The organism is Youngiibacter fragilis 232.1, from assembly GCF_000495435.3.
GTDB lineage: Bacteria > Bacillota > Clostridia > Clostridiales > Clostridiaceae > Youngiibacter > Youngiibacter fragilis.
In genome coordinates this window covers 18413-39351 of record NZ_AXUN02000198.1, presented here as the reverse complement: position 1 = coordinate 39351, position 20939 = coordinate 18413, and the positions used below count along the sequence as shown (strand labels likewise).

Annotated in this window: 20 protein-coding genes; 5 read left to right on the top strand and 15 right to left on the bottom strand. The window is 49.2% G+C overall.

The genetic code is table 11. The annotated features are described in order from the left end of the window. Window positions 1-36: 36 nt before the first annotated feature. Window positions 37-240: a helix-hairpin-helix domain-containing protein gene (locus T472_RS14110; protein ID WP_023386212.1), complete on the bottom strand. Its 204-nt coding sequence runs from the start codon at window positions 238-240 to the stop codon at window positions 37-39. 85 nt (window positions 241-325) lie between these two features. Between T472_RS14110 and abc-f the strand changes: the two genes are divergently transcribed. The 3 genes from abc-f to T472_RS14095 all read left to right on the top strand — a co-directional run bounded on the left by abc-f (window position 326) and on the right by T472_RS14095 (window position 4413). Further along, window positions 326-2248: a ribosomal protection-like ABC-F family protein gene (gene abc-f / locus T472_RS14105; RefSeq protein WP_023386209.1), complete on the top strand. Its 1923-nt coding sequence runs from the start codon at window positions 326-328 to the stop codon at window positions 2246-2248. 238 nt (window positions 2249-2486) lie between these two features. Further along, window positions 2487-3704 carry an FprA family A-type flavoprotein gene (locus T472_RS14100; protein WP_439334310.1) on the top strand — a complete coding sequence of 406 codons (1218 nt, stop codon included), beginning with the start codon at window positions 2487-2489 and terminating at the stop codon, window positions 3702-3704. A gap of 34 nt (window positions 3705-3738) precedes the next feature. Continuing rightward, window positions 3739-4413, top strand: a complete 675-nt coding sequence (locus tag T472_RS14095) for a DUF542 domain-containing protein (RefSeq protein WP_052011825.1) — start codon at window positions 3739-3741, stop codon at window positions 4411-4413. A gap of 117 nt (window positions 4414-4530) precedes the next feature. Here the strand turns inward: T472_RS14095 and T472_RS14090 are convergent, their stop codons facing one another. Together T472_RS14090 and T472_RS14085 are read right to left on the bottom strand one after the other, a co-directional pair. Then, window positions 4531-5052: a chromate transporter gene (locus T472_RS14090; RefSeq protein ID WP_023863662.1), complete on the bottom strand. Its 522-nt coding sequence runs from the start codon at window positions 5050-5052 to the stop codon at window positions 4531-4533. Then, a complete protein-coding gene (locus T472_RS14085) occupies window positions 5052-5594 on the bottom strand; it encodes a chromate transporter (RefSeq protein WP_023388709.1) in 543 nt (180 codons plus the stop codon). Before T472_RS14085 ends, T472_RS14090 begins: the two co-directional genes overlap by 1 nt. Before the next feature lie 151 nt (window positions 5595-5745). Here T472_RS14085 and T472_RS14080 point away from each other — a divergent pair, with 151 nt between their 5' ends. Continuing rightward, complete coding sequence (locus T472_RS14080; protein WP_023388710.1) at window positions 5746-6612, top strand: LysR family transcriptional regulator; 867 nt, start codon at window positions 5746-5748, stop codon at window positions 6610-6612. A 45-nt stretch (window positions 6613-6657) separates the two neighbouring features. Here the strand turns inward: T472_RS14080 and T472_RS14075 are convergent, their stop codons facing one another. From T472_RS14075 to tsaD, 5 genes are all read right to left on the bottom strand, one after another. Then, entirely contained in the window at window positions 6658-6984 is a 327-nt protein-coding gene (locus tag T472_RS14075) for a rhodanese-like domain-containing protein (RefSeq protein WP_023388711.1), read from the bottom strand. Window positions 6985-7071: 87 nt separating this feature from the next. Further along, entirely contained in the window at window positions 7072-7695 is a 624-nt protein-coding gene (locus T472_RS14070; RefSeq protein WP_040907733.1) for a CDGSH iron-sulfur domain-containing protein, read from the bottom strand. Window positions 7696-7798: 103 nt separating this feature from the next. Beyond that, window positions 7799-9154 (bottom strand): S1C family serine protease, encoded by a 1356-nt coding sequence (locus T472_RS14065; protein ID WP_023388713.1) that lies wholly within the window; start codon window positions 9152-9154, stop codon window positions 7799-7801. A 274-nt stretch (window positions 9155-9428) separates the two neighbouring features. Further along, window positions 9429-10421, bottom strand: a complete 993-nt coding sequence (locus T472_RS14060) for an alpha/beta hydrolase (protein WP_023388714.1) — start codon at window positions 10419-10421, stop codon at window positions 9429-9431. Window positions 10422-10425: 4 nt separating this feature from the next. Then, a complete protein-coding gene (gene tsaD, locus T472_RS14055) occupies window positions 10426-11445 on the bottom strand; it encodes a tRNA (adenosine(37)-N6)-threonylcarbamoyltransferase complex transferase subunit TsaD (RefSeq protein ID WP_023388715.1) in 1020 nt (339 codons plus the stop codon). Between the two features lie 155 nt (window positions 11446-11600). Here tsaD and T472_RS14050 point away from each other — a divergent pair, with 155 nt between their 5' ends. Next, window positions 11601-12230 carry a RusA family crossover junction endodeoxyribonuclease gene (locus tag T472_RS14050; RefSeq protein WP_023388716.1) on the top strand — a complete coding sequence of 210 codons (630 nt, stop codon included), beginning with the start codon at window positions 11601-11603 and terminating at the stop codon, window positions 12228-12230. A gap of 104 nt (window positions 12231-12334) precedes the next feature. On the opposite strand, the gene T472_RS14045 is transcribed toward T472_RS14050, so the two are convergent. The 7 genes from T472_RS14045 to hutU all read right to left on the bottom strand — a co-directional run bounded on the left by T472_RS14045 (window position 12335) and on the right by hutU (window position 20785). Continuing rightward, window positions 12335-13192 carry a proline iminopeptidase-family hydrolase gene (locus T472_RS14045; RefSeq protein WP_023388717.1) on the bottom strand — a complete coding sequence of 286 codons (858 nt, stop codon included), beginning with the start codon at window positions 13190-13192 and terminating at the stop codon, window positions 12335-12337. Between the two features lie 315 nt (window positions 13193-13507). Continuing rightward, window positions 13508-13666 carry a hypothetical protein gene (locus T472_RS19790; protein WP_023388719.1) on the bottom strand — a complete coding sequence of 53 codons (159 nt, stop codon included), beginning with the start codon at window positions 13664-13666 and terminating at the stop codon, window positions 13508-13510. A gap of 487 nt (window positions 13667-14153) precedes the next feature. After that, entirely contained in the window at window positions 14154-15071 is a 918-nt protein-coding gene (locus tag T472_RS14040; protein ID WP_023388721.1) for an NAD(P)/FAD-dependent oxidoreductase, read from the bottom strand. Continuing rightward, window positions 15053-16366, bottom strand: coding sequence for an imidazolonepropionase (gene hutI / locus T472_RS14035; RefSeq protein ID WP_023863661.1), 1314 nt, complete (start codon window positions 16364-16366; stop codon window positions 15053-15055). The genes T472_RS14040 and hutI overlap by 19 nt, the downstream gene beginning before the upstream one ends. Next, window positions 16363-17613, bottom strand: a complete 1251-nt coding sequence (iscB, locus tag T472_RS14030) for an RNA-guided endonuclease IscB (protein WP_023863660.1) — start codon at window positions 17611-17613, stop codon at window positions 16363-16365. Before iscB ends, hutI begins: the two co-directional genes overlap by 4 nt. Before the next feature lie 240 nt (window positions 17614-17853). Next, complete coding sequence (gene ftcD, locus T472_RS14025) at window positions 17854-18777, bottom strand: glutamate formimidoyltransferase (RefSeq protein WP_023383843.1); 924 nt, start codon at window positions 18775-18777, stop codon at window positions 17854-17856. Beyond that, window positions 18761-20785: a urocanate hydratase gene (hutU, locus tag T472_RS14020; protein WP_023383844.1), complete on the bottom strand. Its 2025-nt coding sequence runs from the start codon at window positions 20783-20785 to the stop codon at window positions 18761-18763. Before hutU ends, ftcD begins: the two co-directional genes overlap by 17 nt. Between the last annotated feature and the right edge of the window lie 154 nt (window positions 20786-20939).

Below are 20939 nucleotides of genomic sequence, written 5' to 3'. Positions count from 1 at the left end.
TACTGTAGATAATACATCCGGAGATATAAAAAATGCTTAAGAATCGGCTTTGAAAGACAATCCTTTCTCCTCCATCGCTGCCTTCAGGGTTTCGATCGCACGCTTTCCGATTCCGTGAAGCGCCATCAGGTCCTTTTCAGAAATCCCCTTAAGGTCCTCAAGCGACCTCAAGCCTGCCCCCTCCAATGCCCTCAGGGCAGGCTGCGCCAACCCCTTCGGGAAAACAGTCCTCTTGTCCATCGTTCCTACCTCCTTTCACCAAATATTTGCCCCTTTCCTTACTCTCTAGTATAATGTTTTTGGTGGAAACCGGGGAGGTTTGGAAATGATTGCTCTGTCATGCAAGGACATAAGGCTCAGCTACGGAATAGACGTCATACTTGATGGAGTGACGTTCAACATAAACGAGGGTGACAAGGTTGCCCTGATAGGCGCTAACGGCGCAGGCAAGACTACACTGTTCAGGATACTTACAGGCAAGCTCCAGGAATTCACCGGAGACTTCTTCATAGACAAGTCAAAGACCCTCGGATACCTGTCACAGGACCTTTCCCTGAATCTTGACAGCAATGTCTACGATGAAGTGCTTTCGGTCTTCTCATCGCTCACAACAATGGAGGAAAGGATGGTTTTCCTCGAATCCGAGATGGCGAAGCCCTATGATGCATCCAACGAGGAATGGCATGCAAAGGTCATTACCGACTATACAAGGCTCCAGGAGATGTACGACATACACGGAGGCTATACATACAAGGGAGAGATCAACAGGGTACTTACAGGACTCGGATTCTCCCCTGAGGACTTCACGAAGGACATATCCATACTGTCAGGCGGCCAGAAGACGAGGGTAGCCCTTGGAAAGCTTCTGCTGTCTTCACCTGACATACTGCTCCTGGACGAGCCTACCAACCATCTTGACCTTCAGGCCATAGAATGGCTTGAGGAATACCTTGCGAGCTACAAGGGAACGATACTCATAATATCCCATGACAGGTTCTTCCTTGACAAGATAACCACCCATACGTTCGATATGATCGGGGGGAAAGTGTACACGTACAATGCGCCCTACACAAGGTATCTTGAGCTGAAGCAGAAGAACTATGAAGTCCAGATGAAGGCTTACAACCAGCAGCAGGAAGAGATCAGGAGGCAGGAGGAGATCATCGAGAGATACCGCTCCTTCAACCGTGAAAAGAGCATAAAGGCAGCTGAATCCAGACAGAAGCAGCTGGACAAGCTTGAAAGGATAGACGCGCCCCCCGCGGAGGACAGGTCAGCAAAGATCTCCCTGACCGCAGAGATAGAGAGCGGAAATGACGTGCTTATCGCCAAGGAGCTTTCCAAGGCATACGGCGACCATGTGCTTTTCCATGACGTCGACCTGTTCATAAGGAAACGTGAACGCATAGCCCTGATCGGCGAAAACGGCAGAGGCAAGACCACACTGTTCCGGATGATACTTGACAGGGTGAAGCCTGACACAGGCTACCTGGTGCTTGGAAAGAACGTTACATTAGGCTACTACGACCAGGAGCAGTCAGACCTCTCCGACGAAAAGACTGCCCTGGACGAGGTCTGGGACGATTTCCCGGAGCTCACGACAAGGGAAGCAAGGACATACCTTGGCTCATACCTCTTCAGGGGTGACGAGGTCTTCAAGACCATATCGAACCTGTCAGGCGGTGAAAAGTGCAGGATCAACCTCCTGAAGCTCATGCTCAGAAGGTCCAACTTCCTCCTGCTCGACGAGCCCACGAACCATCTTGACATCCCCTCAAGGGAAGCCCTGGAGGATTCACTCCTTGACTATGACGGCACCATGTTCGTCATAAGCCATGACAGGTACTTCCTCAACAAGGTTGCAGACCAGATATACGAGCTTACCGAAGGCGGGATAGTGAAGTATCTCGGGAACTACTCCTACTACGTCGAGAAGAAGGACAACCCTGAAAGGTTCGCCGGGATCCCCGTCGAGGAAAGACCTTCAAAGACCAGGATAGTTGAGGAAAAGAAGAGGAAGCGCGAGAAGGAAAAGGAAGAAAAGGACAGGAAGCTTAGGATCAAGGACCTGGAATCAAGGATAGAAAGACTTGAGGACAGGAAGTCAGCACTTGCTGACGACCTTTGCAAAGAAGAGGTCTACTCGGACCCCATGAAGACACACTCAATCAGCCAGGAGCTCAAGGACTTGGAGATAACCCTCCAGTCACTCTACGAAGAATGGGAGGAGTCCCTGGAAGAAAACTGAAGATATTAGGATTTAGGAGCCATCGGTTTTATGCCGATGGCTTTTTTGTATACGCCACCTTGTCCTTAATTGATTTCTGCCCGTAGTCTCCAGCATATCCTTGAAAGGCTCCGGTTTTTTATAATTTTCAACTTGAGAATTATTTTCATTTATTTTCAAAATTTGACGTACGTCATAAAACTCATTTCCAATCAGGTATAGACTTTAGCCATGGAAACAAAATGAAAGGATGATGGAAATGAGAGAGATAAGGGACGGAATATACTGGACAGGCAAGGTTGATGACAGGAGGGTTCCCTTCCACAGGCTGATACTTGAAAAAGGGACAAGCTACAACAGCTACCTCATAATGGATGAGAAGAATGTTCTTATTGACACTGTGGACTTCATGTTCGGGAAGGAATTCACTGACAGGCTCGGAAGCGAATTCGACCTTCTTAAGCTTGACTACATCGTGATCAACCACACAGAGCCTGACCACTCAGGAGCTCTGGGTTCGGTTGCAAGGAAGGCAAAGAATGCCACTATACTCTGCACCGAGATCGCGATACCTGAGCTCATGGAGATGTACAAGCTCGGCATCGAGAGGTTCAGGGCCGTAGATGACAACGAGACGCTGTCGCTCGGTAAGAGGACACTAAGGTTCCTCCACACACCTTATCTCCACACGGAGGAGACAATGGTCACCTACCTTGAGGAGGAAGGGATACTCTTCACCTGCGACATATTCTCCACGCATGTGGCAGACACAAGGCTTCTTGCAAGCGAGCTCTCAGACGATGAAAGCATTGATGCTGACTTCATTGGCTACTATTCGCTGATAATGGACCCCCACAGGAGATACGTTAATCCAATGCTGGACAAGATCGAAGGACTTGGGGTATCAATGATAGCTACCTCACACGGCTATGTCCTGGACAAGGATACTGACAGGTACATCGGTCTCTACAGGGAAAGCGCAGAGAAGGTGAAGGATGTAAGGACAGTCATACTCTTCAACTCAATGGGTGGAAACACGAAAAGGCTCGCAAGGCTCCTTGGTGAAGAGCTTGAGAAGACAGGTATAAGAGCAGAGGTCATAGATGCGAATGTAAGACCGAAGGAGGAGATCCTGGCCAAGGTTGCTGATGCCGATGGGATACTTGTCGGAGCCTCCACAAAGTATGCCGACATATCAGGAAACCTTGAGGGGATTCTCGCAGAGTTCAAGGAAATGGATCTCCAGGGCAAGGTTGCAGGAGCCTTCGGGTCATACGGATGGTCAGGAGAAGCAGCTCATGTTGTCCAGGATTACCTTAAGGAAGCTGGAATGAAGGTCCTGACAACCGAGGAGGCTGTAAGGACTACAGGAATGGATGACGTCTCGTTCCCGCTGAGGGTTAGGTTCAAGCCAGAGGACAGCATTTTTAAGGTGAAGGCTGCTGCAGCATATTTCGCGGACAAGGTAAGATACTAGGATGCCATCTATAAATATTCAGGAGGAAATGAAAATGGAAATGCTAAGCAGAAAGATAAGCGACATAGTGAAGGAAGACATGAGGCTTTCTCTCTTCTTCAGCGGAGAGAGGATAGACTTCTGCTGCAACGGATTCAGGCAGCTAGATGAGGTGCTTGAAGAGAAGGGCGAAGACAAGGAGCAATTTTCGAGAAGGCTCAGCCTGTTCATGGCTGACCTTGACAAGAAGGGAGACAGGGAGACCTACTTCGAGGACATGGACAATGTGGAGCTAATAAACCTCATCGTTAACCAGCACCACAAGTTCACAAGGGACGTGCTGGAGGAGCTTGACACCTATGTTCCGATGATACTGAGAGCACACTTTGACGAGGATCCGGAGCTTCTGCTCATGATAAACAGGCTATATGGAAACCTGAGGACTGAGCTCCTCGAGCATCTTATCAAGGAGGAAAGGATCCTCTTCCCTGCAATGAAGTCTGGTGATGCTGAAGAAGCGAAGAATACAATAGCCTCCACAGAGGATGAGCATGACGCTGCAGGTGACATACTGAAGGAGCTGAGAAGCACAACCAGGGATTTCCTTATCCCTTCATGGTCCTGCAACACGTTCGCGGCAGCATACCACCATCTTGAGGCGCTGGAGCAGGATCTCTTCAGGCACATATTCCTTGAGAACTCGGTCCTATTCCCAAGGTTCAGCCAGTAGCAGGAAGAATTGACCAGCTGCCTCAGTTTAAATGGATAATTGAAACCTCGCCTGGTACGCAGATTGCGCACAAGGCGAGGTTTCAGCATTTATGTATGCCTACATGGATTACAAGCTCTAGAATATGATAAACCCTGCGATTCCTGAAATCACCACAATGAGGATAGGGTCAGCGTTAAACCTGAAGCTTGCGATGAATGCGGCAAGGAAAATCACTATGCTCCAGGTTCCTGTGAATACGTCACCCATGAGCAGCACTGCCGCTGCAGCTATAAGCCCTACCGCACCGAGCCTTATTACCTTAAGCGTACCCTGGATGTATATTCCGTCCTTGTACTTCATGAACAGCCTTGAAACCACATATATTATTATTACTGAAGGTAAAACAACTCCAACAGTCGCGAAGGTCGAACCCAAAATACCAGCAGTCTTGTAACCCACGTATGTGGCTGAGTTTATTGCTATCGGTCCCGGAGTCGCCTGGCTTATCCCTACTATGTTTATGAATGATTCTGCAGTAAGCCAGCCATGTACTGCGACCACCTCCCTCTGGATGAGGGGAAGCATTGCATATCCGCCGCCGAAGCTGAAGAGTCCGATCTTGAAGAAGGTTATGAAAAGTTCAATCAAAATAGCCATTATCCCTTCCTCCCTTCAAGCCTTGTCTTCACGATACCGAGAAGTATGAACCCGATTATAAGGTAAATCGGCGTCACACCAAGGAATCCCACAAGGATCACCGCAGACAGCGGTATGTAGAAATTGGTCCTGTTCATCTTCGCTGTCCTTGCCATGGTGATTACAGGTGCTGCAATAAGGGCTACGACTGCAGGCCTTATTCCACTGAATACCTGCTCGACTGCGGGATGCTTCTCAATCCCAAGGAACACTGACGCGACCAGTATTATTATTCCGAACGAAGGAAGCGTCGACCCCAGAACTGAAGCAATGATCCCCAACGCACCCTTCACCTTGTAGCCGACAAAGACGCTGATATTGACAGCCAGGGGTCCCGGTGCCGATTGGGCAATCGCAACCATGTCAAGGAACTCCTCCTCGCTTATCCATTTCCGGATATGGACAACCTCCCTCTGGATGAGTGGAAGCATTGCATATCCACCTCCTATGGTGAAAGCGCCAATCTTGAAAAAGGTCATGAACATGTCAGATAGCAGCCTCATATATTTACCTCCCGGGCCAAAACAGCCGATATTATTCTGTAGTTCGTACTTCAGATACCTTACTGAACAAATATAGCTGTTTATTTTAGTTAAGTAAAATAGTATAATTTTATGAATAACATAATAATTTAGTTATGTATAGGAGGCAATCATGACCCTGAGGCATTTGAGGATATTCGTGAAGGTATGCGAAACAGGAAGCGTTACACTTGCCGGGGAGGAGCTCTTCATCGCCCAGCCCAGTGTAAGCCTTGCCATATCTGAGCTTGAGTCATACTACGGGATAAAATTATTCGACAGGATATCGAGGAGGCTCCAGATCACAGAGTCTGGAAAGTTCTTCCTTCAGTATGCGACCCACATAACCGGACTCTTCGATGAAATGGAGAAGGGTCTGAAGAACATAGATGCGACTGGAACCATCAGGATAGGTTCGAGCGTCACAATAGGCAACCATCTGCTTCCAGGGTATATCAAGGCGTTCAGGGAGATATACCCTGAAATAAGGATCGAGGCTGTAGTCGACAACTCGGACAGGATAGAGGAGCACGTCCTGAAGAACAGGCTTGATTTCGCCCTCGTTGAGGGTTCGGTGCACAGCGAATACATCACAGGGAAAAGATTCATGGACGATGACCTTGTAGTAATCTGCAGCAAGGACCATATCCTGGCTGGCAGGGACTCCGTTAGCCCCAGGGAGCTATCATCAATGGACCTGCTTCTAAGGGAGAGGGGAAGCGCAGGCAGGGAGACTCTCGAGGGCATATTCTCCGCCTTCGGGTTTGAAGTAAGGCCAACCTTTGAAAGCATCAGCACACAGGCAATAGTCCGTGCTATCGAGGCAGGTCTTGGTGTGTCGTTCCTGCCTTACCTGCTGGTGAAGGAGGATATCGAAAAGGGCATGGTCAGGATGCTGAAACTTGAGGGTGCGTCATTTGAAAGGCACTTCAGCATAATCCATCATAAGAACAAGTTCATAACTCCCGGAATGCAGGCATTCATGGACCTCTGCAAATAAAAAAAGCTGTTCCCTACCTTTTCAGGTGTGGAACAGCTTATGCTTTTACCTTACAGTCTCATATCTCCAGTTCATTATGCCGCCCTTCATGTCCTTGACATCTGAAAAGCCAGCACTCCTCAGGAAACTTGCAGCCCTTGCGCTTCTTGCGCCGCTGTGGCAGTATACGAGGACCTGCTTGTCCTTGTAGCTTTCTATCTCCTTGAGCCTTGTGTCAATTACCTCTACAGGAACATTCTTCGCGCCCTTGATGTGTCCGCCCTTGAACTCATCCTTGGTCCTTACGTCCAGTATGAGAACTTCCTTGTTTCCTATGTTTTCCTTGAGCACTTCCGGCTCTACCTTGTTTCCGCCACCAAATAATCCAAACATCTTATTCTTCAACTCCATTTTTAATATTCATATATTGCAATATTAGAATATATGAAAGTTCCGTCCCTGTCAAGAGGAATTTTTCATTCAATCCTCAAAAGGATTTTCCATATGGGTGCCGTCACAGAAAGGCTTGTTCCTTGACTTTCCGCACCTGCAGAGTGCATATCTCTCCTTGACGAAGGGCTCTATACCCTCTTCGTTCCGAAGCTCGATGTTCCCGGTTACCTTGAATGGACCGTTCTTCCTATAGGATATCCCATCCTCTCTCGTAACCTCGAAGGTGTTTCCATCCTTCAGCTCGTAATCAAGGGCTCCCGAAGGACAGGTCTCGATGACCTCGGCGATTCGTTTCCAGTCTGCCGCATCAGCCTTGATCCATGGCCTTCTTTCCCTGTCGAATACCTCAGGCAGACCCTTTAGGCATCTTCCGCTGTGGTAGCAGAGGACAGAATTGAATATTATGGTTATCCCGTCTCCCTGGTATCTTCTTATCCTTGAAGTCGGACAGTCCTCGCTCCTCTCCTCGTCGAGTCCCTCCTTGTTGTGGGACCCGTCACAGAAGGGCTTCCTATTGGACTTTCCGCATCTGCATAGGGATGCCACTTCTTTCAAGGGAATGTCCCCTTCCCCGTCCTTAGTTATCTTCCTTATGTTTACAGCCATGTAGGGTGTGTTCCTCGAAAATATTATCATCGGATCCTTCTCCATAAGCTTCAACTCCATATCCTTTTAGCCTGATTATACTATTTATTATCCTGAAATAACAAGAAGACGCCGCTTCCTTACGGTGCGGCGTCTTGTAACCCATATGCTATGGTCTTTCCCTTAATGTAACCTGGATCTGGACGTATTCCCCGTTCCTGTACACCTTCAGTGTTATGGTATCTCCGGCCTTCTTAGTATCCCTGAGGGTATTAAGCTCTGACACTGTCTTAACTTCCTTGCCTTCAAACTCAGTGATCACGTCGTTGATCTCAAGGTCGCTTTCCTCTGCCGGGCTTCCCTCCTGTATCTCAAGTATCAGGATGCCTTCAGGCATGTTCCTCTGCCGTGCAGTAGCCGCATTGATCTCCCTGCCTGCTATCCCTACATAAAGTGCCTTCTGTGACAGGACATCAAGCTTCGACTTCAGGTCATTTATCGGTATCGCGAAGCCTATCCCCTCAACTGTAGAGTCAGAGATCTTCGCTGAGTTGATGCCTACTACCTCTCCGTTACCGTTGATGAGCGGTCCGCCTGAGTTACCTCCGTTTATGGCAGCATCTATCTGTATGTACTGGTAGGATGAGTTTCCTATGCTTATCGTCCTGTCGAGCGCTGAAACCACTCCTGCAGTTACAGTTCCTGCGAACTCCTTTCCAAGGGGGTTTCCAATTGTTACTACAGTTTCGCCAACCCTCATGGCATCTGAGTTTCCAAGCTTCACCACGCCAGGAACCTCAATGTCGCCTGTTATCCTGATGACAGCAAGGTCTGCAAGCGCATCATAGTTGACCACCGAAGCATCAATCACTTCTCCTGTATAAAGTATTACCTTCAGTTCTACAGATCCCTCAACCACATGATAGTTCGTGGCTATGTAGCCTTCTTCATTCAGGATGAATCCTGTTCCGATGACTTCCTCCGTTCCGCCCTGAGGATTGAAGAAGCTTGCCCCTACGGGAACCTGCGAGGTGACTGTTACAACAGCAGGCTTTACCATGTCGACAATTTCAGGTATCGTAAGTCCTTCTGTTGCAACCACCGGGGTTGTTATGTATTCAGTCTTTGTCTGAGACTCAGCAATTAGCTTTCCAAGCTTGCTGTTCTCAAACAGCGCTGTTCCCGGCAGTATGTTGTAGGCACTGTGGATGCCAAGAGCGGTACCCAGCAGTGTAAACACAAGGGCAATGGCAATTGCCGTCATGGCCCCAATTCCTCTTCTTTGCGGCTCCGGAGGATAGCTTCCTCCCCTGACGCGGAACTCAGGCTCCCTTAATGGCCTCTCGTCCTGTGCAGGCGGCACATACTTCCTTCTTGCCCAGGGTTCTTCCGGAGCTTCTGAAGCAGATTCATCTGCAACCTCAGGTTCTGACTCCCCCTCAAAGTCCATCTTTTCAAATTCCGCTGTGTCTTCTATATCTTCCGGGATTTCATTCCCTGTTATCCTGTCTTTCTCTTCATCCATCTTTTGAAACCTCCTGTATGATTTTTCATACTCTTATGATAAGGCATCAATGTTACAATTTCGTGACGTCAGGAAATTCTTGCTTATCAGATTGCTGAAATAACTGGAGGCAATGAAGATCCTTTATTGCAGCATATAAGTCTCCCAATAATATTGTCTAAGCGCCAATTATTCTCTTCCCTCTTACTTGCAGCATGATGTGATAAGAACAACGGCCTGTCCTGGCTGAGAATGCCGGGACAGGCCGTAAATGTTATAAGATTATATTTTCGACCTACAGGTCAAGCCTCTTCAGCTTCTTCATAAGGCCGTTGAGCGTTGAGATCACGTCTTCGGACCTTTCCAGGAGTATCTCCTTCACGCTGTCGCTGACTATAACGGTCTCCTGGTCTGATGAATATGAAAGGACCTCCGACTGCCTCATATCCTGGAGATGCCTGTTCGTTGTCATGAGGTAGACCGGTCTCGCTCCAAGTGCACCATCGGCTGTACCAATGGCTTCAAGTGCAGCCATCTCGTCAAGCTCCGCCTCAAAAGCCTTGAGGTGTGCATTAGTAAGCCACAGGTTCGAGTAGAAATCCAGGTCCGCATCAGAGTCGATGTCTACCTCCCTGTTGAACCTGGCAATCCCTGCATTGCTTAGGATCCTGGGGATTCCAAAGGTGCCGAGTGTCCTGATCTCCTCCATTCCTTCCCTTGAATCCTCAATGTAGGTATCCATGGTCTCCGAGCCAAGTGCCGGACCCATAGGATTGATCATTACGGCTCCAAGGACCTCGTCAGGATACATGTTCATGAACTCCTGCATTACAAGGCTTCCGAATTCTTCTCCTACGAGTATGTAGCCTGTTGACCACCCGAACTTCCTGAACATGAAATGAAGGTCTTCTGCAAGCTCCCTGGGTGACTTGGCGTCTCCGACCGTAGAACCGTATCCCGGCCTATCGAAGAAGAACAGCTTATGGTCTTCCCCGAATGCCTCGTTAAGGGCCTTCCTGCTCAGCATGGACTCGCCTGCGGCTCCCGCTACAATTATCTTGTAGCCCTTGCCAGCCGTAGCTTCGTAATTATAGCTTATGCCGTTTACTGTTATGCTCTTTCCAGGCGCAGCGCCAACATATTTCCTTGCTTCGCCGTTTTCATACATATATCCGAATATGAACAGGGCAGCTATGAAAAGAGCAGTGACCCTGATCATATTAGCCTTATTTATGATCCTCGTCTTCTTGAACCTGTGGAAGCTGTTTGAATTCTCTATATGTTTCATCACTCTACCTCGCTCCCAGGGTAAGCCCTGGCTTGGCGTTAAGTGACATGCGGGATTCTTTTCCGCTTATGTGCTCGAAATACGCAGCGCTTGCTATCATGGCGGCGTTATCTGTGCATAGGATAGCAGATGGAAAGAGGACCTTCACTCCCAGCTTCTCTGCAGCTTCGGTAAGGCTTGCGCGAAGTGACGAGTTGGATGCCACTCCTCCTGCTATCGCTATCTTGTCAAGCTTCCTGTCTCTTATTGTCGCAATCACATTTTCAGTCAGTACTGAAACAACTGCCTTCTGGAACGATGCCGCAACATCAGGCACGCTTATTTCAATGCCCTTCTGCTTTGCTGAATTAAGGTAATTGAGTACAGCGCTCTTGAGTCCGCTGAATGAAAAGTCTAAGGTATCCTCATGGAAGTTTGCCTTCGGGAACCTTATCGCATCAGGGTTCCCAAGCTTTGCCACCCTGTCAATTTCCGGGCCGCCGGGATAATTAAGGGACAGCGCCCTTGCGACCTTGTCAAAGGCCTCCCCTGCAGCATCATCCCTTGTCTCTCCCAGCACCTCGAAATCCCCGTAGTCCCTGACATGGACTATGAAGGTATGTCCCCCTGAAACTACAAGGGATACGAATGGGGGAACCAGGTCCTTGTGTTCGATGTAGTTTGCGGCAATATGCCCCTCTATATGGTTTACGCCTATGAGTGGCTTTCCAAGGGAGAAGGCGAATCCTTTTGCGAACTGGAGACCCACAAGTAGCGCTCCAACCAGTCCCGGACCGTAGGTAACAGCAACAGCATCAAGGTCAGAGGCCTTGACTCCCGCTTCCTTCAATGCCTCATCCACAACCCAGGAGACATTCTCCACATGCTTCCTTGAAGCCACCTCAGGTACTACTCCGCCAAACTTCCTGTGCTCCATGATCTGTGACGATATTATGTTCGAGAGCACGTCCCTGCCGTTGCGCACTACGCTGGCAGCAGTCTCGTCGCAGCTCGACTCTATAGCAAGTATTAATATATCTTTCATATATGTTAACCTCATCGGTTGAATTATTTTTTTCATTGGCCTATAATATTATAGCCTGAACTAATATTTTAAACAATCAAGCTTAACAAGGCTTTAAAATTTTACTAAAATTAATTTTTTCAAGACGCACAGGATGCACAATCCGGGGAGATGCCATGACAAGCTATGCCAAGGTAGTGGTTAAGGGAACACCAATAACCAAATCAAACTTCAAGCTCATAAACAAGGAAGGACGCTCCTTCCTGCCCATGAATTCCGGCAAATACCACGACAGGTACGCCAACTACGAGCAGGAGATAGCCTTCACCGCGATGGCTCAGAATCCGGGCCTTGTCCTTGATGAAGCCCTTATCGCCATCCTCAAGGTGTTCTACAAGAGCGAGAAGAGGCATCCTGACACCAACAACATTACAAAAAGCATATTCGACGGGATTGAAAAGTCCGGACTCATTATAAACGATGCCCAGATAACAAGGCTTGTAATCGAGGAATACTATGACAAGGAGAATCCCAGGTTCGAGCTCGAGCTCTTCGGGGACAGCGAGTTCAACCTTACCTACCAGGTCCTCAAGAGGGAGACTCCGCTTCCTAAAAAATCCTATGAGCTTGCATCGAACAAGAAGGGTGAAATGAGGACCAGGCCGAAACCAGTGAAGAAACCTGATGCAGTAACCGGATCGAACAGCTGCTCCGTCTGCAAGGAGCCCATCCCTGGCTCCGACTTCATAAGCGCCGACTCAGGGAAGACTATAATCTGCAGGGGCTGCTTTACCAAGCTGCTGTAAATGATACCTAAAACAAATTTGGAATCGGTCCTTAACATGTTTCAAGGGGAGCCTCACCGGCTCCCCTTGTCATTAAATGTCATAATTGTTGTTTAGTTCGTATGTCAGAACCGTCTTGCGAACCGGTTGACCACCGCCTTGAAATATTCAGGCTGTTCAATGGCATTAAGATGTCCGGCATCAGGGATGATGGCAAGCCTTGAATCTGGAATCGCCAGCTGGTATGCCCTCATGGAATCAACCGATATCTCATCGTTGTCTCCAGAAACGAGAAGTACAGGCACCTTGAGTTTTCCAAGCTGAGGCATAAGGTCGAAGTCCCTCAGGTCTCCTGAAAGCTTCACCTCGCTCGGACCCTGCAGCTTGCCATAAACCTCATAGTTTGCAGTCATCATCATCTTCATTACCATTTCAGGTACGGGTCGCTTCCTGCAGCCGTACACCTTGTAGTACTCCATTATGGCTCCCTGGTACTCATCTCCGTAATTGCCATCCTTCTCAAGCCTTTCTATGGTTTCTCTCACCTTTTCCGGAAGCCTTGCAAGGTTTCTCTCCACATCCTCATTGAAAAACCTGGCGCTCAAAAAAGGTGAGTTAAGGACAAGTGCCCTTACCCCGTCCGGATCTCTGTCCAGCATATACTTTGAAACAAGTCCCCCGCCCCATGAATGCCCCATAAGGATAACCTTGTCGAGGCCAAGTGCTTTCCTCACATCATCCAGTTCCTCTACAAAGTATTCCGTAGTGTAAGCCTCTATGCTGTCAGCCTTGTCTGACCTGAGACTGCCAAGCTGGTCATACATATAGACAGGGCGGTCCTCAGACAGGTCATCACCGGACTCAACAACTGAGCAGAAACCGGGGCCGCCATGAACGACAAGCATTGGTGTCCCTTCCTTTTCCTTTCCGAATACGCCGTACCATATGTTCTTTCCCCTTATACTTATGAAACCTTCCTCCAAAATGGTTCCCTCCCTTTGGTTATCACCTGGAACTCAAAATATTGCCGGTCCAGTCCTTCCTGTAATTTCTTGACAACAGAATGCACAATCTTCTTTGATACCATATGATCCACAGCCTTCTCTCCAACCCAAGTCTGTCAAAGACAATGTACAGGGATTTATCTTATTGCTTTCATAGAATTCGTATGTTGAGTATCCTGCGAATTCAACATACTTTCTATCCGGCACCCCGATACCGTATAATCTGCGGCAACCAACCTGCCTTTGGACTCCATGCCAATTCCTTTATAGGTGATCCTAAAACCCTTTATGCCTTCAGATGTCCAGATAAGATACTTCCTTACCTCTGAAGGTCCAACTCGAAGTTGTCCATACAGAATCATCAGCAGTCATCGCAAGTATTTTATAAACGTCATTTGAGTTATAAGCATCGACTGCAGCACGGATCAGGTCTATGGAAGCAATTTCTCCCATTTATTGTCCATCCACTCTTTAAGGTATTCGTTCCAATCATAATTCAAGGCTTGCTCCACTGAAGTCCCCGCATAATCGTGAATCCATTACCGTCCGCACTCCATGCTGACAGCTCCATTACCCATCTTCCCTAGGTTATCAGACACAATACTCATTGCCAGAAGATACACAACTTAAATCCGATCGCAACAAATTCACTTTGATTATCAAAGTATATCACCATATCCCACCTAAATTATAGCACTGCGTGTCCAAGATTCAACCAATCCGGCAGTGCAGCAACTAATTTCATCATTTGTTCAGTTTCCGGCGATTTCATTTACAATTGCCTTTATCCTCAATTTTAAAGGCCTGAAACCCTTTCGGGCTCAGGCCTTGCTTAGTGGAATCAACAAATCCCTTAAAGCGAAGTGAACTCATATCTGTGACTTTCTTCAAGTAAGGCTGCTCCATTCCGGAGCTTATATTGGAAAAAGTGGCTTAAGTCTTATTCTGTCTGTTTGGTGCCCGTTGCAAATGCTGCGGCTTCGGTTCCTGCTTCCGCCCCGCTTTCCATGGCCATCCTGCAGTCGTAGGAAACCTCTTCCGCATTTCCTGCCGTATACATACCCATCTCGTCCAGGCTTCTCCTGAACCTCTTGAAGAGCCTTCTTGAAGGGTCAAGACCTACGGAAAGCAGAAGTGCATCGCATTCTATGACCTCGGTCATTTCTTCCGGAGTGCTTGTCCTTATCTTTACTGCGGTGATCCTTCCGTTTTCGGATATCTCAAGTATCCTCGCACCGAGCTTGACATCGACACCTGGATACCTTATTAGCCGGTCCATGCTTTCATCCCAGTTCTTGAAGGCTTTCCCAGGCTCAACCAGGGTCACCCTGCGTGCTCCCTCGACCACAAGCATCCTTGCAAGGTAGATGCCGTTCCTGTCTCCGCCGTATATCACTACATTCTTGCCAGGGAGGAACCCGTCGTTCACTATCAGCTTCCTCGCCGAGCCTACACTCATTATCCCTGCAGAACGCTTTGAGCTGATGTTGAGTATCCCTCTCGGGCGCTCCCTTGCACCAGTAGCGAATACGATTGCTTTCGCTTCCACTTCCTTGACACCCTCGACTCCGTTGACGTACTTTATTATCCTGTCCTTTGTCACCGAAAGCACAAGGGTTCCCGTCTTCACGATAACTTTCCTTACTACGGTCCTTCCGGCCATGCTGTCTGCAAGCTCTACTCCGGTAAGTCCCCCGTCCCAGCCTGTAAGCGGCTCTATAAGCTCGTTAAGCACTCCACCGAGGACATCATCCCTCTCCAGTATGAGGACCCTTGAGGCTCCCTTTTCCCTGGCTGCCACAGCGGCCGACATTCCTGCCGCTCCGCCTCCGATAACCGCTACATCATATGTTTCCATCTGTCGTCGCTCCTTGTGTATATTACAGACCCTGCCTTGATCGTCATCGCAACCAGGTTCACGCCGAAATGGTATGGCAGGAACCTGTAGGATGGCGCGTCTATCAGCACAAGGTCTGCATCCTTGCCAACCTCTATGGTACCCTTCTTATCTCCTCTTCCGATTGCGCATGCGCTGTTCAGTGTAAGGGCAGTGAGCATCTCTTCTGGAGTGAGGCCCATCTGCAGGCATGCAAGAGCTGCCATTAGCGGCACTGAATAAGAATATGAGCTTCCCGGATTGAAGTCGGTGCCTAACGCTACCGGAAGTCCCATGTCGATGATCCTCCGCCCGTTCGCATACTCTTCCTTAAGGGAAAATGCTGTCAGCGGGAGAAGCACAGGTATCACCCCTGCTTCCTTCATCTGCCTGAGCCCTTCCATAGAGGCCTTAAGCAGATGGTCAGCGCTTATCGCGCCGATTTCTGCCGCAAGTGCCGCTCCGCCAAGGTCGCTCATCTCGTCAGCATGTATCTTCAGCCTGAAGCCCATTTCCCTGCAGGCCTTGAGGTATTCCCTTGATTCCTCAACCGAGAATACCCCCTTCTCGCAGAAGATATCGCAGAATTCGGCAAGACCTTCATGCCTTACAGCAGGAAGAACGTCATTTTTGAGCATATCGAGGAATTGTGATTCCCTGCCCTTGTACTCCTGAGGTACCGAGTGCGCCCCCATGAATGTTGACACTATCTCAATGGTTCCTTCTTCATTCAGCCTTTTTGCAACCCTCAGCTGCTTGAGTTCGGTCTCCTTGTCCAGACCATAGCCGCTCTTTGCCTCAACCGTGGTGATCCCATGCGAAGCCATTCCCGTAATCCTTTTCCTTGTTGCTTCAAGGAGCTCGCCAAAGGTTGCCTCCCTTGTCCTTGCCACACTTGATGCGATCCCTCCGCCCTTCCTCATGATCTCCATGTAGCTCTCGCCTCTCAGCCTCATGGAGAACTCATCCTCCCTGGTGCCTCCGAAGACAAGGTGGGTGTGCGGGTCCACGAACCCCGGAAGAAGTGTCATGCCGGTTCCATCTATTATCTCATAGTCTCCGGTGTCGAGTGCTTTTGCTTCATCCTCATCCAGGACCCTTGATATCTTTCCTTCACTGAGGATTACTGCAGGCCTTATCATCTCAGTTATCTGCCCCTGCTCCTTTCCACCTCTTGGTACATTTCCGAGTGGTGTCGCAAGGCTTGCAAGTCCTATTATCAGGGTAGCCTTACCGTTCATAAGCATTGGAGTTCGGAGACTCGTGACTTCAGTCATGAGAGGAGAACTCCTTTACACTCCTTTCGTTCGATTAATATGGTATTCTGTCTTTTCAATAATGTTAGTTCCTTGAAGCTTGCACTCCTGTGGACAACCGAGCCATCCAGCTTTCGTAAATCAAAATAACCAGATATCCTTCTTCCGAAAATGAAGCAGTCCTCGTCCCTGTACCTCACATGGTCAAACAGGCGGAATCCCTTGACTTCGTAAGCGGACTGATCCAGCTCTTTCTTTCCGCCCTTTAGAAAGTTCGCCTTGTGTATCTGGCGGTTGTGCTTCCTCTTGAACACCTGATAGTAGATTTCATCGATTCTCATGGCATTCAGGTTGCCGCTTATGCAGTAGGCGTCAGCGCTATGGGTCTTTTCAATGTTATTCCTTATACGGTTGTTCTTTGTGATGTATCCATAGGTAATGGAAACCTCTGGATACAATTCATTAAGACTGTTGAACACATACCATCTCATGATGCCCATGAAGCTTGCATCTCGGTATGACTTGTTTGGAGTAAGCTTAAGCTTTATCCTGCCAGCATGATGGCTCTTATGGCATGTCTCGCATAAGGTGACCAGGTTGCCGGGTGAGTCTCCTCCGGTCTTTCGGCTTTCCTTATGGTGAACATTCAGTATTCTGTCCTTTGACTTGCCATGGCAGTGCTGACATTCGTGGTTATCCCGCCAGAGAACATATTCCCTGGTATTCCAAAAACCCAGCTGTTCCCCCTGCTGGTATTCTCTCCCGCTGATCTCAGGATTCCTGATCTTCTGTATATCTAAACTTGCTGTTTCGATCACTATCCTTGATATGGGAAGAATCCTGTGTACATTCCCGATTACCTTCAAGTGGCTGTCTACCTTATGCTTGACTGAGGGAGCAAGCCACCCTTCCTTTTTCGATGCGGTGCGGTTAAGAAACCTTGCCATTCTGTAGCGAAGGTGGTTTCTCCTTGTTCTTCGGTTCTGCCTTCGTGTTGATAGCAGTTCAGTGATGTCATCCCGGAGTGTTGCCTCTGAGACAAAAAGCTCTTTCTTCTCAGTAGTTGCACTAAGGCCTACTACCTTGCTTCCTGCATCTACTCCCAGAGTGATTGGCTGAGTATACTCAGGCGAATCATACAGCAGCTGTATTGTGAATGGTGTCCTTCTTACCACTTTTGCCTTGCCATCCTTCAACAGATGCTTCACTTTTCCATGCCGATTGGTAGGCATAAGCGGATTTCCATTTTTACTTAAAATGTAGACCAAACCGGCACCCCTTTCTTGATGTAGTTAAGTACATAATTCCAGCAAATAGCCGGTTGGCATCCTTCGCCAATGTTGTAATTGCTTTTTACGCCTGCAAACTACGTTCCCGTTAACCCAGGAGAACTTTTAATCACAGGCAACAGAGCCACGGATTAGGATGGACGTCAGTGGGTGTTATGACAAAAACAACGTAGTGCCCGAAGCACTCAGGCTAATCAACCAGGCACAATGGATTGCTCCTCATGCCTTCGACTTCAGTCGAGGGTTAGTTGACTCCATCAGCCTCATTTCAAGGATCTGGTCAGTAGAGAAGTTTTCAAGTCCCATGTAGTATTCAAGTGAGTCAGACAGAGCCTTCAGCGGCACCAGGCCCACAATCTCAGTCCCTACCACGCTTACCCCGTATCTCCTTGCCTCGAACCTCACGTTCTCCAGCGCGCTGTATATCGAGGTCCTCGAAAAATCAGTGAGGTTCATGCTGACCTGTACCTGCTTCCTTTCACTGAGGCTGACACCCATTGCTTTGACGAACCTCAGTCCTCCGCCGATATGCCTTACCTTCCTGGCAATGGCATCAGCGACCTTCAGGTCATCAGTCCCCAGGTTGACATTGAATGCCACAAGAGGCATCCTTGCACCTATCACAACGGCACCGAAGGTCTCGTGGGGGCTTTGCGGCCCGAAATCGCTCTCCCAGCCTTCTTTTGCCATCTTCTCCTTAAGTCCCTCGAACTGTCCCTTCCTTATGTTGGCCAGGTTCTCCCTGTCGGGACTTGTCGCACTCTTCTCGTACAGGTACACAGGTATTCCCATTTCTCCAACTGCCTGCCCCACTTCCCTTGACAGTGCCACAGCCTCTTCAACTGTTACTCCCTTTATAGGGATGAAGGGGATGACATCCACCGCACCCATCCTGGGGTGTGCGCCCGTATGCTGCCTCATGTCAATGGATAGGAGTGCGACCCTGACTGATTCTATGACCGCCCCTTTGATCTTTTCAGGCTCCCCTACAACGGTCACCACCGACCTGTTGTGGTCGACATCGCTTGTGTAGTCAAGGAGCTTTACTCCTTCCTTGCCCCTGAAGCAGCCGGCTATGCTCTCAAGGAGCTCAGGGTCCCGGCCTGTGCTGTAGTTCGGTACGCATTCAACTATCCTGTCCATCTCTTACCCCCAGTATCCTGTCAAGCAGCTCATCATCGGCAAGCCTTGGCACAGTCACATGACCCTTGCCCTTAAGGTTGTAGCCTATGCTCGTCGCAATTGCATTCTCGTTCCTTGCCCATGACCTTCTTGCAACTCCTCCGTATACGTCCCAGGGCATGGCGACCTTCAGGATGGAGTCCACCCTTTCACTGCCATCTAGCACCATTCCGAATCCGCCGTTAATCGCCTTCCCGATTCCTACTCCTCCGCCATTGTGGAGTGCGACCATGGTCATCCCCCTTGCGGCATTTCCCGCAAAGCACTGCACAGCCATGTCAGCCATTATGTTGGAACCGTCCTTTATGTTCGAGGTCTCCCTGAAAGGCGAGTCTGTGCCCGAAACATCGTGATGGTCACGGCCAAGCATCACGGGACCGATCTCACCGTTCCTTACCATCTCATTGAACCTGAGGGCGATTTTAAGCCTTCCTTCTCCGTCCTGGTAAAGGATCCTGGCCTTGGTGCCCACAACCATGTTGTTTTCCTTTGCATCCCGTATCCAGATGTAGTTGTCCATGTCCTGGGGGCGCCTGAAGCGGTCTATGGCGTCCATTGCCGCCATGTCGGTCCTCTCAAGGTCTTCATCCCTTCCTGACAGGCAGACCCACCTGAACGGGCCGTAGCCGTAGTCAAAGAGCTCAGGACCCATGATGTCCTCCACATAGGAAGGGAATATGAACCCATCCTTCTCGTCATGCCCGTTCCTTGATATTTCAGTGACACCTGCATCATACACAGCCTTCATGAAGGAGTTCCCGTAGTCAAAGAAATACGTACCCCTTGAAGAGAGTGTCCTTATCAGCTCGAAGTGCTTCCTCAAGGTCCTGTCGACCATTCCCCTGAAGGTCTCCCTGTCCTCCTTAAGCAGCCTTGTCCTCTCTTCGAAGCTGATACCCTGCGGGCAGTAGCCCCCGTCGTATGCAGCGTGGCAGCTGGTCTGGTCTGACAGAAGGTCTATATGGATTGAGTTGTCAGAGGCATACTGGAGGAGGTCCACTATGTTCCCATGGAAGGCAACAGAAATCACGTTCCCGGCTGCTACCGCACCCAGTGCGATTGCAAATGCCTCCTCAGGGCTCTTTGCCAGGGACTTCACCCACCCCTGCTTCAGTCTGGTTTCAATCCTTGACATGTCCACCTCAGCCACTATTGAGCAGCAGCGTGCGATGTCACTAGCCTTAGGCTGAGCTCCGCTCATACCTCCGAGGCCTGACGACACGAAAAGCCTTCCCTTCAGGTCATCCCCATTAACCTTGAGCTTCAGCCTGCCTGCGTTGAGGATGGTGTTGAACGTGCCGTGGACTATCCCCTGCGGCCCTATGTACATGAGTCCCCCTGCTGTCATCTGGCCGTAGTTCGCAACCCCTATCTGCATTGCACGGTGCCAGTCCTTCTGGTTGTCAAACATGCCCACCATGAGGGAATTGGTTATAATGACCCTCGGTGCAAGCCTGTGGCTCGGGAAAAGTCCCAGAGGGTGACCGGACTCTATGACAAGGGTCATGTCCTCCTCAAGCTCTTCCAGATACTTCTTTAGCAACAGATACTGCATCCAGTTCTGGCATACCTGTCCGGTCTCCCCGTAGGTAACAAGTTCGTACGGATAGAGGGCGGTCTCGAAATCAAGGTTGTTGTCAAGCATCACCTGTATGGCTTTGCCTTCAAGGCATCTCCCCTTGTATTCCTCCACAGGCTTACCCTGGATCCTGCCTTCCGGCCTGAACCTGTAGCCATAGATCCTCCCCCTGCTTCTGAGCTCATCAAGGAATTCTTCAGCCATCTTCTCATGGTGCTCCTCAGGTATGTACCTCAGCGCATTCTTCAGCGCAAGTCTGGTATCGGCATCATCCAGGCTGTATCCCCTGTCAGGGGCGCGCCTGATGCCTTCAACAAATTCCGGGTATTCCGGGAGGGCTCCTGAGAGCTTAATCGACATGGATCTTTCAATAGCCTTATTGCCAACCATATGATACACCTCTTAAATATTCGCTAATACCATTGTAATCCATCTGCAGGGACATGTAAAAGCTTTACAGGAGCGGCGATATCCAAAACACTCATGACTTCAGTTAAATTTCAATTAAAAACCACCCTGTTCAAAACGGGACTGATAGAATGTA